This window comes from Nocardia jiangsuensis (assembly GCF_042650385.1).
GTDB classification, from domain to species: domain Bacteria; phylum Actinomycetota; class Actinomycetes; order Mycobacteriales; family Mycobacteriaceae; genus Nocardia; species Nocardia jiangsuensis.
Genome location: NZ_JBHSAX010000005.1, coordinates 211031 through 223493 on the forward strand (window position 1 = coordinate 211031; position 12463 = coordinate 223493).

Genomic DNA, 12463 nt, shown 5'->3' on the forward strand with positions numbered 1-12463 from the left:
TCACGGCAACGGCACCGACCAGCGGATCACGGTCCCGCCCTCCGGGCCGGGGCCCGCACTGAATTCGCCGCCGCCGTGCTTCGCCCTGGCGGCCATGTTCCCCAGCCCGCTGGTGCGGGCGCGCTTCTCGGGCAGCCCCTTCCCGTCGTCGGCGACGACGAGCGTGACATCGTCGCCGATATTCAGGCGGACCGAGATCGCACTTGCGCCGGAGTGGCGGACGGCGTTGCTCAGCGCCTCGCGCAGCACCGCCTCCACGTCGTCGAAGATCTCCGGCGGCAGCACCGAGACCGGCCCGGCCAGCCGCACCGTGGTGCGCAGCTCGGCTTCCGCGGTCATCTCGGTGACCACCGCGTGCAGCCGCTTGCGCATGGCGGGCGCCTCGGCGGCGGTATCGGAGTGCAGGTCGAAGATCGAGTGCCGGATGTCCTGCACGATGGTCTGCACGTCGTCGATGGTGTCGCGCAGCCGCTCGCGGATCTCGGGCACGCGCGCGCGACTCGCGGTGCCCTGCAGCGACATGCCCACCGCGAACAGCCGCTGGATGACGTGGTCGTGCAGGTCGCGGGCGATGCGATCGCGCTCGGAGATCACATCGAGCTGGCGCATCCGCTGCTGGCTGCGGGCCAGCTGCAGCGCTACCGCCGCCTGGTCGGCGAAGCCGCTCATCATCGACTGCCCGGCCTCGTCGATGGGCTGCTGACCGGGAGCGCGAAGGATGGTGAGGACCCCGATGGTGGTCTGCCCGGCGCGCAGCGGGAGTGCCAGCAGCGGGCCCCACCCGGGGACGGGCTCGGCGATCGGCGCCATGGACGACGCGGCCGCGAGCACCCGGCTCTCCCGGAAGGCGGTGCCGGAGTGTGAGGCCCCCAGCGGCAGCCGGGTGCCGAACAGTGCCCGGGCGCCGGTCCCGGCGGCCGCCGCGACGATCAGCTCGGTCAGCTCCGCGGCCGGGATGTCGGGATCCTCGGGCAGGGCGAGGAAGGCGCACGCCGAGCCGGTGAGCGAGCGGGCGCGATCGGCGATGAGGGTGAGGACCTTGTCGGGATCGTCGCCTGCCAGCAGCTCGGTGGCGACCTCCCTGGTTGCCTCGAGCCACTGCTGGCGGATCCGCGATTCCTCGTAGAGGCGGGCATTGGCGATCGCGATGCCGGCGGCCGCGGCCAGCGCCAGCACAACGCCCTCGTCATCGTCGGTGAACTCCTGCCCACCGGCTTTCTCGGTGAGGTACAGATTGCCGAACACCTCACCGCCGACCTGCACCGGCACGCCGAGGAAGGTGCGCATGGGCGGATGGTTGGCCGGGAACCCGACCGAGGCGGGGTGCGCGGACATGTCGGCGAGCCGGATCGGGCGCGGATCATCGATCAGCACCCCGAGCACCCCGTGCCCGCGCGGCAGATCCCCGATCAGCACCCGGGTCCGGTCGTCGATGCCCTCGTAGACGAACTCGGCGAGCTCCTTGGCGCGATGGTCGCTGTGCAGCACGCCGAGTGCGCCGTAGCCCGCCTCCACCAGTTCGATGGCGGTGTGCACGATCGAGCGCAGCGTATTGTCCAGATCCAGCCCCGCGGTCACCGCCAGCATCGCCTCGATCAGCCGGTCCAGCTGATCGCGCACGCCGACGATCTCGGCGATCCGGTCCTGGACCTCACCGAGCAGTTCGCGCAGCCGGGACTGGGCCATCGAGCTCACCGGTACCGGATCGGTGGCTTCGTTCTCCGGCTGCTGCCCGCCCATGCGCCCATCCTCGCATCCGGGTACACCCCGCGCCAGCAGACCGGTCGGCACGGTGCGGGGCGGGGTAGGGTGCGCCGGTGGACTCGGAGGAAGCGACCCGTGCCCGGCTCGAAACCGCCGCCGCGCACGCGTGCCGGAATGTCCCGGTCGCCGCACCGGAGGACACCGCGCGCGCCGTCGTGGCACGGATGCGCGGGCAACGCTACGACACCGCCGCGGTCGTGGCGGTGTGCGCGGAGAACCGGCTGCGCGGCCTGGTGACCATCGAGAAGCTCTTCGCCGCAGCGGATTCCGTGCGGCTCGCCGAGATCATGGATTCGGACCCGCCCGCCGTGGCCGGGCACAACGACCAGGAGCACGCGCTGTGGAAGGCGCTGCGGCACAGCGAGCCCGGGCTCGCCGTGACCGGTCCGCGCGGCGAATTCCTCGGCCTGATCCCGCCGCACCGGCTGCTGACCGTGCTGCTCGAGGAGCACGACGAGGATGTCGCGCGGCTCTCCGGGTACCTGAAGTCCGCGGCGGGCGCCCGCTCGGCGAGCACCGAGACCGTGCGCCGCAGGCTGTGGCACCGGCTGCCGTGGCTGCTGGTCGGACTGGTCGGCGCGATGCTGGCGGCCGGGCTGGTGGACGCGTTCCAGGCCCAGCTGGAGCGGCAGGTGCTGGTGGCGTTCTTCATCCCCGGCATCGTGTACCTGGCCGACGCGGTCGGTACCCAGACCGAGGCGGTGGTGATCCGCGGGCTCTCGGTCGGGGTCGGGGTCGAGCGCATCGTGCGCCGCGAGATCGTCACCGGGCTGCTGATCGGGGCGCTGATCGCGCTCGCCGCCTACCCGCTGACGCTGCTGCTGTGGCACGCGGCGCCGGTCTCGGCGGCGGTGTCGCTGTCGCTGTTCGCGGCGTGCTCGGTGGCCTCCGCGGTCGCGATGGTGCTGCCGTGGATCTTCGCGAAACTCGGCATCGACCCGGCCTTCGGCTCGGGGCCGCTGGCCACGGTGATCCAGGATCTGCTCTCGATCCTGGTCTACCTGGTGGTCGCGACCGCGGTGGTCGGCTGATCGACGGCCGGCGTGCGCTCGGCGCGGGCCTTGATGCCGAGCAGCATCTTCCGCTCCATCAGCAGGCTGCCCGGCTCCATCACCAGGGTGGTCAGCAGCCTGCCGGGCGCGCTGGTGGCGGCGGCGATGCGATTGCGGCTGACCAGCCGGGTGCCCGAGCCGAACGGGGACAGGCCGAAGGCCCAGATCCAGGAGCGGTCATCGGCGGCGAACACCAGATGGCGCTCCGGCTCGACGACCATCGCGCGCATGGTGGGCCCGCTGCCGAGCGCGATGGTGTCACCGGCCGCGAGCTCCTGGAACTGCGGGAGCACGGTGTCGGCGCTGTGCATGTCGAGGCCGAACAGGTTCTCGATCCAGTCGTAGGTGTAGGCGCCGCCCCGGCCCGGCCCCAGCTGCACCAGCCACGGCCAGATCGCCGCGGGCGGGGCGTCGACGGTGACGGCGCGGGTGGCCACGATGCCGGCATCGGGCAGCAACTCGTCGCCCGGCATCGCGGCGGCCACCTCCTCGTCGGTGGCGCCCCAGGTCAGGCAGGGGCGGCGCAGCACGGTCAGATACAGCGCGGCCAGCGCGGCGGTGCCCGCGGCGACGCCGGTCAGCCCAGGCGCGAGACGTTCGATCGTCGAGTTCATGTCCCCAGCCTGGCGCGGGTACCGCCGATCCGGGCAGGGCGGATGGGCCCGTGTGCCGGGGACCGTCCGCAGCCCGGCGGGTGACCTTCGGCTCTGCGCCGCGCTGGCCGGGGCGGGGCAGCATCGGAAGGGCGCGCACCTACTCCAACGGCAACCGGCAGAAGGTCGCGGTGGCCTCCGAGGCCGAGCTGTACCTCCGGTGGCCGGGGGAAGCACGGTGCTGCTGTCCAGCCACGTCCTGGCCGAAGGTCTCGGCCGCCATACCGACAGGAGTGCTCATGACCGACTCCGTTCCCGACGAGCCGACGCTCCGCGGCGTGCTGGAGCGCGCCGGTCGAGCCCCCTCGCTGCACAACAGCCAGCCCTGGCAGTGGCGCTGGAACGGCGCCCGGCTCGCGCTGTACACCGACCCGGAGCGGCTGCTGCCCGGCACCGACGCCTTCAACCGGCAGGGCATGCTCGGCTGCGGCGCCGTGCTGCACCACGCGATGGTCGCGTTCGCGGCGGCGGGGTGGCCGGTGCGGGCGGCACTGTTCCCCGACCCCGTGCACCGCGCCCACCTGGCCTCGCTGACCTTCGCCGGCCCGCACCCGCCCGCCGAGGGGGAGCTGGCGCTCGGCGCGGCCATCGAGGCCCGCTACACCGACCGGGCCCCGATGGCCGCGGTACCGAACTGGTCCGATCTCGTGCAGGTGCTGGCGGCGGTCTGCGAGCGGCACGACGTGCTGCCGCAGCCGGTCGCCCCCGAGCTGCGCGCGGAGCTGGAACGGATCTCCTGGACCGCCGGTGCGCTGCGCCGGCGCGACCCGCGCTATCAGGACGAGGCCCGCTGGTGGCTGGGCGGCGCGGCGCCCGGCTCCGGTGTTCCGGCGGCGGTGCTGCCGAATCGTGACGATGCGTTACGGGTCCCGGTGCGTCGCGAGTTCCCGGCGGGTAGCGCCGATCCGGGGCCGACCGAGCACGACGACGCGCACCTGCTGCTGCTCGCCACCGCCGACGACAGCCCGGAGTCGCTGCTTTCCTGCGGTGCGGTGCTCTCGGCGGTGCTGCTCGAGTGCGCCGACCACGCGGTGTCGACCTGCGTGCTCACCCATCTCACCGAGCTGCCCGCCATCCGCTCCCGGGTCGTCGAGCTGACCGGCGCCGGCCACCCGCAGGCATTCGTCCGGGCCGGGCTCGCCACCGCGCCCCGCCCGCCCCGCACCCCGCGCCGCCCGATCGGCACCGTGCTCACCCCGGGGTGAGCACGGTGCCGGGAGCCGAGCAGGTTCAGCGCGGGTCGACCCGGAAGACGGGGTAGCGACGCAGGATCGGTGCCCGGTCGTGCACCGCTACCTCGATGAGCCGGACCGCTTCGCGGCCGCGCCGCAGCAGGGCGGCGCGGCCGTTCGCCGCTGTCACATCGCGGACCCAGCCCGCTTCGGGGCCGAGCATCGACACGAGATACCGCTGCCCCGCGTGGTCGGCGACCACGATCGGAAGCCGCACCGGCTGCCCGCTGCGCCTGCCCGCCACCTCCGGAGTGACCGCGCGGGACGGGGACAGCACACCTGCGGAGAACATCCACTCCGAGATCCGGTTCAGTACCTGTGCGGTCGGGCCGGGGCGGTGGCCCCGGTAGAGGCGACGGCGTGCCGCGGACAGCGGACTCCGCACCTCAGCCCCGGTTCGCGCCGGTGAGCCCCTCGGCGAGCAGCATGCGGTAGGCGTGCTGGGCCGCGGTGGCCGGGTCGGTGCCGTCGGCGGGCGAGCCCGCCATGCCGCGCGCCAGCACGGTGACCGCCTCGGTGAGCGTCGTGACCCGGCTCTCCAGGGTCTCGTCCGGCTCGGTCCCGATCGACATGACCGGCAGCACGGCCGCGAGCGGGCCGGTGTAGTCGGAGCCGAGCAGCACCCGCCGCAGCTCCACCGGCAGCACCGCGAGTACGTGGTCGAGCTGGCCAGGGGAGAAGAGCTGCGCGAGCGCGTCGGTGACGGCCCCGGTCAGGGCGGACGCCTCGTCGGGGCTCACCCCGGCCGCGCGGGCGAACTGGCGCACGAACGACTCGACGTCGTGCGCGACCGGCACCCGGGCCGGCGTCCAGCCCTCGAAGTAGACGCCGCGCAGCAGCTCCGGCAACTGGGCGCTGAACCGGGCGGCGGCGTGCACGCCGAGCCGGTCGCGCACGCAGTGCAGCCACGCCCGGGTGACCCGGTGCACGAAGAACCGGTCGTCGGTGCCGAGGCTCTCGGCGACCGCACGCAGCCAGGTGTGGGCGGTGTGCATCGCGGGGGCGAGGGGGTCGTGGCGTTCGGACATATCGGGCTCCTGACGGGAGAGGGGGCTTTCAGGACTGCGCGGCCAGCGCGTGGTCGAGCAGCAGCCGCCGTTCGGCGGCGGCGATGGCGCGGCGGGTGGCGGGCACGGCGTCGGGGGTGACCGAGACCGAGGTGATGCCCATGCGCACCAGGTGCTCGGCGAAGTCGGGCCGATTGGACGGGGCCTGCCCGCACAGCGAGGAGGTGATGCCCAGCCGGCGCGCGGTCGACACGATGCGGCCGATGGCGTCGAGGACCGCGGCGTCGGCTTCGTCGAACAGCTCCCCGCACTGCTCGGAATCGCGGTCGACACCCAGCATGAGCTGGGTCAGGTCGTTGCTGCCGATGGAGACTCCGTCGATGCCGAGCCCCACGTATTCGGGCAGCCGGAACACCACCGACGGCACCTCGGCCATGACCCAGCGGTGCAGCCCGTGCTGGCGCCCGAGCGGGCTCGCGTCGATCAACTCCAGGCACGCTTCGAGCTCCCAGCGGGTACGCACGAACGGAATCATCAGGTGCAGGTTGGGGTTTCGCTCGCGTACCCGGGCCAGGGCGGTGAGCTCGAGCCGGAAGAGGTCGGGTTCGCGGACGTAGCGGTAGGCGCCGCGGTAGCCGATCATCGGGTTGTGCTCGACCGGCTCGTAGGGCTCGCCGCCGGCCAGGGCACGGAACTCGTTGCTGCGGAAGTCGGTGGTGCGGTAGATCACCGGGCGCGGGGCGAAGGCGGCGGCGATGGTGTGCAGCGCCGCGCCCATCCGGTGCAGGAACAGCTCCTGCTCGCCGCGGGCGAGCAGCTCGCGCGGATGGCGGGCGTCCAGTGCCCGGACCAGCAGGGTCTCGGCCCGCAGCAGTCCGACCCCGTCGACCGGCCCCGCCGCCACCCGCGTGGCGGCCTCGGGCAGCGCGAGGTTGACGTAGAGCCGGGTCGCGGTCGGCTCGGCGAGCTCGGCCGGACCGGCCGCACGCGGCCCGGCCGTGATGGTGGAGACGGGCGCGGTACCGGCGCGCACCTCACCGGCCGATCCGTCCACGGTGACGGTCTGGCCGTCGTGCAGGGTGCGGGTGGCGGTGCGGGTGCCGACCACGCACGGCACGCCGAGCTCGCGGGCGACGATGGCGGCGTGGCAGGTGGTGCCGCCGCTGTCGGTGACCACCGCGGCGGCCCGGGTCAGGGTGGGCAGCCAGTCCGGGTTGGTCATCGGGGCGACCAGGATCTCCCCGTCGCGCAGTTCGCCGCCCTGGTCGGGGTCGGCGAGCACGCGCACCGTCCCGGTGGCGCGCCCCGGTGCGGCGGGCAGCCCGCGCACCAGCGGATCGTCCCGCTCGGCGGCGGCAGGCGCCGCGGCGTCGGAGGGCTCCGGCAGCACGGTGATCGGGCGGGCCTGCACCAGCCAGAGGGTCTCGGTGTCGAAGGCCCACTCGACGTCCTGGGGGATGCCGTGGTGGTGCCGCTGCACCGCGCCGGCGAGCCCGGCCACCTCGAGGATCTGCCGGTCGGTCAGCACCGGCGTGCCGATCTCGTGCTCCGGCACCGGTTCCCGGCGGTCGCCGTCCGGCCCGGAGACGATCCGCTCGGTCTGCGCGCCGATGCGGGCGCCGACGACGGACGGCCCGGCGGGATCGACGACGTAGTTGTCGGGCTCGGTGGCGCCGGAGACGACGATCTCGCCGAGGCCGCGGGCGGCGTCGATCACGACGCGGTCGCGCCGCCCGGTGGCCGGGTCTGCGGTGAAGGCCACCCCGGCCCGCTCGGCGGCGACCATGCGCTGTACCACCACGGCCATGGCCGGGCTGGTGCGGATGTGGCGCTGCGCGCGGTAGGTGACCACGCGCGGGGTGAACAGCGAGGTCCAGCAGTCCACGACGGTGTCGAGGAGCCGGTCCGCGCCGCGGACGTTGGTGTGCGAGACGTTCATGCCTGCGAAGGAGGCCCCCGCGCTGTCCTCACCGACCGCCGAGGATCGCACCGCGACGGCGGTGCCGGGGCCGAGGCGATCCAGCCCGGCCAGGATCTCCGCGCGGACGGCCGGATCGACGGGGCTGTCGGTCACCAGCTCGCGCATCGTGCGGCACAGCTGGTCCAGGCGCGGATCGGCCGGATCGCAGGCCAGTGCCTCACCGTGCAGCCTACGCAGCAGCTCCCCGTGCGGGCCCTCGCCGACCACGTGGTCGTAGCTCTGGCGCAGCACGACGAATCCGGGCGGCACCGGGAGCCGGGCCGCGACCAGCTCACCGAGGTTGGCGCCCTTGCCGCCTGCCTCGTCGGCGTCGGCGAGGCGCAGCTCCTCGAAGCCGGCTACGTAACGTCCCATCCGCTCGCTCCTGCCGTTCAGGGGTGGGTGGTGAGCACGGTCGCGGGTGCCAGGTTCAGCGAGTCGCCGATTCCGGCTGCCCAGCGGCGGATCTCGGCCCAGTCGCGCAGATCGCCGTAGCGACCACCGCCGAGCAGCCGATATTGCAGCCGGGCGCGGAAGGAGACTCCGGCCCGGTCGTACCGGCCGGCGAAGGCGTGCAGTTCGCGCGCGCCGACCGCGTCGCGCAGCGCGGCGATGCCCGGGGGCACTGTGCGGCCCATCCGGCGCCCGATCGGGCCGCGCAGCGCGGGCCCGAGCCCGACGGTGAACAGCCGCACGTCGCGGCCGGTGAGCTCGCGGCGGTTGTGGTCGAGGTAGGCGGCCGCCGGGGGCAGCAGCTGCATGTCGTGCACGGCGCTGCCCAGGATCAACACGTCGTATTCGGTGGGGTCGGGGGCATGCTCGGCGTCGTGCAGCTGGACCTGTGCGCCGCGGGCGGACAGGTCGGCGGCGATGAAGTCGGCGATGTCGCGGGTGGAGCCCTGGTCGGTCGCGAAGACGACGGCCACGCGCGGTGCGGTGTCGGAGGTCATGGATCCAGCGTGGCCGCCGCGGCCGGGTTCGGTCAGGGCCGAGCTGCCCGGAGCGGGACGGGCGGAGGACTCGTGGAACAGGGACCTTCGGCCGTCCCGGGGTGCCGACCGGTCCGGGCAGGCTTGGTGCCACCCTCGACCGAAGGACCGGCCATGACCGCAGATCATCCCGATATCGCGACCGTCCGCGCAGCGCTGGCCCTCGCTCTGCGCGCGCCCTCGGTGCACAACACCCAGCCCTGGCAGTGGCGCGTCGGGGACCGCACCGTGCACCTGTTCGCCGACGAGTCCCGGCATCTGCCCGCCACCGACCCGGACCGCCGCGAGCTGCTGCTCAGCTGCGGTGCCGCGCTGCACCACTTCCGGCTGGCCGCGCGCTCGCTGGGCTGGCGCACCGTGGTGCACCGCTTCCCGAACCCAGCGACCCCGCTGCACCTCGCCGCCGTCGAGTTCGCCAGGGCCACCCCGACCGCCGATGTCGAGGAGCTGGCCCGCGCGGTGAACCGGCGGCGCACCGACCGGCGCGCCTTCACCTCCTGGGAGGTGCCGCCCGGGTATCGCGCCGCGATGATCGAAGCGGGGCTCGAGCAGGGAGCGGCGGTCACCGACGTCACCACCGCCGGAACCGGTGCGGTGCTGACCGCGTTCGCCGGCGCCGGACAGCAGCACCGGAACGACCCGGCCTACCGCGACGAACTGTCGCTGTGGACGGGCAGGCACGCCGATACCGAGGGCGTTCCCGCGCGCAACGCGGTGCTGTCGCCGTCGGCGATGAGCCGTGAGTTCGCCGACGGCACCCTCACCGAGGTGGTGCTGCACGATTCCGACGGTGGCCGGATGCTGCTGCTGCACACCGAATCCGACGGGTCCGCCGCGCGCTTGCGGGCAGGGGAGGCGGCCAGCGCGGTGCTGCTGACCGCGACCTCGCTCGGGCTCGCGACCTGCCCGCTCACCGAGCCGTTCGAGGTCGCCGGAACCCGTGACGCGCTCTGTTCGGCAATGCTCGGCGGCACCGGTTTCCCGCAGATGCTGGTGCGGGTGGGCTGGGCGGCCACCTCCGCCGCCCCGGTGCCGGTGACCCCGCGCCGCGCCCTCGCCGACGTGGTCCGGCCGCTGGACGACTCGCCGCGGCGCTGACCACTGAGTACGGTACTGCGCGACACCACGACAAGGGAGGGACTTCGCTTGACACCGGCTACCGGACAGCCCGTCGTCGTCGGGGTCGACGGTGGATCGCCTGCACTGACGGCGGTGCGGTGGGCAGCAGCGGAGGCGCTGCGCAGGCACGCGCCGCTCGAACTGGTCTACGCGTTCGGCGTCGGATGGGACCTCGGGCCCCGGTTGGGTGTGTTCTCCCTGCACAACCGGACCCATGTCGACGAGGGGCGCGCGGCTCTGTCCGCCGCCGAGACCACCGCGCTGGCGGTCGCCGGTTCGCACCGCCTCGATATCAGGACGGCGCTGCTCGCACCGCACCCGGTGTCCGCGCTGGAGCGGCGCTCGGCAGCGGCACGGCTGCTCGTGGTCGGCACGCGCGGGATGGATGCCGTCGAACGCGGCCTGCTCGGCTCCGTGAGCACGGCGCTGGCCAAACGTGCCCGCTGCCCGATGGTCGTGGTCCCGGAGGCCCGCAGCTCGGACCCTCGGCTTCCGGTGCTGGTCGGCGTCGACGGATCACGGTGCGCGGCGGCGGCGGTCGCGCTGGCTTTCGAGTACGCCTCGGCCCGGAACACGGGGGTGACCGCGGTACTGGCGTGGTGGCGCGATCGGTCCGCGTCGGGCGCGACGAGCAGCGAGGACGCGCAGCTCCTGCTCGCGCAGAACCTGGCCGGGTACGCGGCGAGTCATCCCGACGTCCCGGTGACCAGGATCGTCGTCGAGTGTGACGATCCCGGTGCCGTGCTGCGGCGCGAAGCCGGGAACGCGCAGCTGCTCGTCGTCGGGCGCCGGGGTCGCCGCGGGCCCTCCGCGGCGCTGGCGCTCGGCTCCGTCAGCCAGAGCGTCCTGCACCAGTGCGGCCTCCCGGTCCTCATCGCGCCGGAGCCGCGGCGTCCAGCGGCTGCACGGCGGTGGTGCGGTCGAGGTGGATGAGCGGGGCAGCTCCCGCCCTCCTGCTGCGCGATCCGCCGGGACGGTCTCGGGGGACAGGCGAAGGGCGCGAACGGTGTCGTCGTCGAGGACGACGGTGCAGCCCTCGGCCGGCGCGCCCCCCGCGAACTCCGGGTGGCCGGGGCGCCGAGTTTGCGCACGATCAGGGTGTCCAGCGACGCGTCGGGCGCGGCGGCGATCTCCCACGCCACCGGCACGCCGCCGCGGCGAGCCCGAATACCAGCAGGTCCGGGTGCCCGCGGTAATGCTCGAGCAGCCGGGCCAGCACGAGACCGGCTTCGTGGCGGTCCCGGAAGATCGTCCGAGCCCGTCCCGGCGCCTCCCACCGCAGCCCGGTTCCGTTCACGACGCCTGCGGGACGTCGACGTGAGAGCCGCCGGGGCCGTACCTCGCTCCGCGCCCGGAGTACGGAGCCGTGTGGAGGGTCGCGACCGTTGCGGCCAGCAGGTAACGCAACCGGTCGGCGGTCGCGTTCAGCGCGGGTGCCCGCAGCGTGGTGACGAGCACCGCCGGGTCCAGGACCTCGACGACGCTGCCGCCGCCGGTCCCGGCCCGTACCGAGACGGTGCTGGTGAGCAGGGCGGCGGCGTGCGCCTCGTCGGCGGCGCACGCCGCTTCCGCCAGCCGCCGATGCCGGACCAGCAGCAGAGTGCGCTCGGCGATGGCGGACTCGGAGGCGGATGAGGTGATGGTGAGCAATTCGAAGCCGTGCTCGGGCAGCCACCGGACGAGCTGGCCGGTGACCTCGGCCGGGCGCTGCGGCCGGTCGGCGGTGATCATCGCCTCGTACACCACGGGTATCTGGATCTCGATGGTGAGCTCGTCCAAAGTGCTCTCGTCGCCGGGGCCGACGAGGTAGGTCTCGGTGCGCGGGCCGACCGTCCGGTAGTTGGACTCGGCCAGCCACAGCTCCAGCGCGCGGTAGGCGGGGCCGAGGTTGCCGACGCTGCCGGTGTGGAAGGTCCTGGCGACCAGCCCGGGCTCGGTGGTCACGATGCGGGTGCCGGGAACCGGGGTCTCGGGGTGGATGATCGGCAGCCCGAACTCGAGCGTGACGGCGTCCTCGTCGGGCTCGGAATCGATGGTGGCCGAGGGGGATCCGACGATATCGAGGCCGGCCCTGGTCGCGAGGGCGAAGATCGCGCGAACGCCCTCCACCACCGCGGCCGGGATTCGGTCGACGGGCACCGTGCGGGTCAGCCGGAGTTCGGTGTAGGCCGTTCCCTTGCCGACGCTGACCGGATACGGTGTGCGCCCGGCGAGCACGATCGCCTCGGCGTCGGCCACGACCAGGTCGGCGCCCGCCCGGTGCAGCGGCTCGGCGGCGCCCTGGTGGTCGATGCCGATCACCAGGGCGAAACCGCCCGCTCGGGCGGCCGCGACACCGGTCTCGGTGTCGTCGATGACCACGGTGCGCTGGGGCAGCGCGCCCAGGTTGCGGGCGGCTTCGTGCAGCAGGTCCGGCGCCGGTGGCGCGGGCAGGTCGAGGTCGCGCACCGTCGCGGGGTCGATGAACGCGGTGAAGTTCTTCTCGATGCCCGCGGCCGTGAGCGCTGCCCGGGTGGGCCGCCCGGCGGAGTAGACGCCGATCGGGATCGCCGCCTCGCGCAGCCGTTCGACCAGCATGAGCGTGGTCCTGTTGGCGGTGCCCTTTGCGGTGATCAGGTTGCGGAGTTCGATCAGGACGGCGCGGTGCCGCACCGAATCGATGGTGGTGTTGTCCATGATGGGCCGTT

Annotated in this window: 12 protein-coding genes; 4 read left to right on the forward strand and 8 right to left on the reverse strand. The window is 73.9% G+C overall.

Annotated features, from left to right (window positions below; all coding sequences use genetic code 11):
* On the reverse strand, window positions 1-1740 hold the full coding sequence (locus ACFO0B_RS06175) for a sensor histidine kinase (RefSeq protein ID WP_378611318.1): 1740 nt from the start codon (window positions 1738-1740) through the stop codon (window positions 1-3).
* A gap of 77 nt (window positions 1741-1817) precedes the next feature.
* Between ACFO0B_RS06175 and ACFO0B_RS06180 the strand changes: the two genes are divergently transcribed.
* A complete protein-coding gene (locus tag ACFO0B_RS06180) occupies window positions 1818-2795 on the forward strand; it encodes a magnesium transporter (protein WP_378611319.1) in 978 nt (325 codons plus the stop codon).
* On the opposite strand, the gene ACFO0B_RS06185 is transcribed toward ACFO0B_RS06180, so the two are convergent.
* Both ACFO0B_RS06185 and ACFO0B_RS06190 read right to left on the reverse strand, forming a co-directional pair.
* Window positions 2762-3430: an SRPBCC family protein gene (locus ACFO0B_RS06185; protein WP_378611320.1), complete on the reverse strand. Its 669-nt coding sequence runs from the start codon at window positions 3428-3430 to the stop codon at window positions 2762-2764. The two genes, ACFO0B_RS06180 and ACFO0B_RS06185, sit on opposite strands and share 34 nt — an antisense overlap.
* A 139-nt stretch (window positions 3431-3569) precedes the next feature.
* The gene (locus tag ACFO0B_RS06190) at window positions 3570-3710 is read right to left on the reverse strand and encodes a hypothetical protein (RefSeq protein WP_378611321.1); all 141 of its coding nucleotides are present in this window, start codon (window positions 3708-3710) and stop codon (window positions 3570-3572) included.
* Between ACFO0B_RS06190 and ACFO0B_RS06195 the strand changes: the two genes are divergently transcribed.
* On the forward strand, window positions 3709-4674 hold the full coding sequence (locus tag ACFO0B_RS06195) for an Acg family FMN-binding oxidoreductase (protein WP_378611322.1): 966 nt from the start codon (window positions 3709-3711) through the stop codon (window positions 4672-4674). The genes ACFO0B_RS06190 and ACFO0B_RS06195 overlap by 2 nt on opposite strands.
* 25 nt (window positions 4675-4699) lie before the next feature.
* Here the strand turns inward: ACFO0B_RS06195 and ACFO0B_RS06200 are convergent, their stop codons facing one another.
* The 4 genes from ACFO0B_RS06200 to ACFO0B_RS06215 all read right to left on the reverse strand — a co-directional run bounded on the left by ACFO0B_RS06200 (window position 4700) and on the right by ACFO0B_RS06215 (window position 8618).
* Window positions 4700-4993 carry a hypothetical protein gene (locus ACFO0B_RS06200; protein WP_378611323.1) on the reverse strand — a complete coding sequence of 98 codons (294 nt, stop codon included), beginning with the start codon at window positions 4991-4993 and terminating at the stop codon, window positions 4700-4702.
* 94 nt (window positions 4994-5087) lie between these two features.
* Window positions 5088-5729, reverse strand: a complete 642-nt coding sequence (locus ACFO0B_RS06205) for a DUF2267 domain-containing protein (RefSeq protein ID WP_378611324.1) — start codon at window positions 5727-5729, stop codon at window positions 5088-5090.
* A gap of 28 nt (window positions 5730-5757) precedes the next feature.
* Window positions 5758-8043, reverse strand: a complete 2286-nt coding sequence (gene ppsA, locus ACFO0B_RS06210) for a phosphoenolpyruvate synthase (RefSeq protein WP_378611325.1) — start codon at window positions 8041-8043, stop codon at window positions 5758-5760.
* Window positions 8044-8060: 17 nt separating this feature from the next.
* Window positions 8061-8618, reverse strand: a complete 558-nt coding sequence (locus ACFO0B_RS06215; protein ID WP_378611327.1) for a flavodoxin domain-containing protein — start codon at window positions 8616-8618, stop codon at window positions 8061-8063.
* 153 nt (window positions 8619-8771) lie between these two features.
* On the opposite strand from ACFO0B_RS06215, the gene ACFO0B_RS06220 reads away from it, so the two are divergent.
* Entirely contained in the window at window positions 8772-9755 is a 984-nt protein-coding gene (locus tag ACFO0B_RS06220; protein WP_378611328.1) for an Acg family FMN-binding oxidoreductase, read from the forward strand.
* Between the two features lie 48 nt (window positions 9756-9803).
* Window positions 9804-10709 carry a universal stress protein gene (locus ACFO0B_RS06225; protein WP_378611329.1) on the forward strand — a complete coding sequence of 302 codons (906 nt, stop codon included), beginning with the start codon at window positions 9804-9806 and terminating at the stop codon, window positions 10707-10709.
* 360 nt (window positions 10710-11069) lie between these two features.
* Here ACFO0B_RS06225 and ACFO0B_RS06230 read toward each other — a convergent pair whose 3' ends face one another.
* A complete protein-coding gene (locus tag ACFO0B_RS06230; protein WP_378611330.1) occupies window positions 11070-12452 on the reverse strand; it encodes an HAD-IA family hydrolase in 1383 nt (460 codons plus the stop codon).
* Between the last annotated feature and the right edge of the window lie 11 nt (window positions 12453-12463).

What these genes read in the sequence shown, in the direction of transcription:
- ACFO0B_RS06175 (WP_378611318.1), bottom strand. Translation starts at nt 1,740, where the DNA reads ATGGGCGGGCAGCAGCCGGAGAACGAAGCCACCGATCCGGTACCGGTG.
- ACFO0B_RS06185 (WP_378611320.1), bottom strand. Translation starts at nt 3,430, where the DNA reads ATGAACTCGACGATCGAACGTCTCGCGCCTGGGCTGACCGGCGTCGCC.
- ACFO0B_RS06195 (WP_378611322.1), top strand. Translation starts at nt 3,709, where the DNA reads ATGACCGACTCCGTTCCCGACGAGCCGACGCTCCGCGGCGTGCTGGAG.
- ACFO0B_RS06190 (WP_378611321.1), bottom strand. Translation starts at nt 3,710, where the DNA reads ATGAGCACTCCTGTCGGTATGGCGGCCGAGACCTTCGGCCAGGACGTG.
- ACFO0B_RS06200 (WP_378611323.1), bottom strand. Translation starts at nt 4,993, where the DNA reads ATGTTCTCCGCAGGTGTGCTGTCCCCGTCCCGCGCGGTCACTCCGGAG.
- ACFO0B_RS06205 (WP_378611324.1), bottom strand. Translation starts at nt 5,729, where the DNA reads ATGTCCGAACGCCACGACCCCCTCGCCCCCGCGATGCACACCGCCCAC.
- ppsA (WP_378611325.1), bottom strand. Translation starts at nt 8,043, where the DNA reads ATGGGACGTTACGTAGCCGGCTTCGAGGAGCTGCGCCTCGCCGACGCC.
- ACFO0B_RS06215 (WP_378611327.1), bottom strand. Translation starts at nt 8,618, where the DNA reads ATGACCTCCGACACCGCACCGCGCGTGGCCGTCGTCTTCGCGACCGAC.
- ACFO0B_RS06220 (WP_378611328.1), top strand. Translation starts at nt 8,772, where the DNA reads ATGACCGCAGATCATCCCGATATCGCGACCGTCCGCGCAGCGCTGGCC.
- ACFO0B_RS06230 (WP_378611330.1), bottom strand. Translation starts at nt 12,452, where the DNA reads ATGGACAACACCACCATCGATTCGGTGCGGCACCGCGCCGTCCTGATC.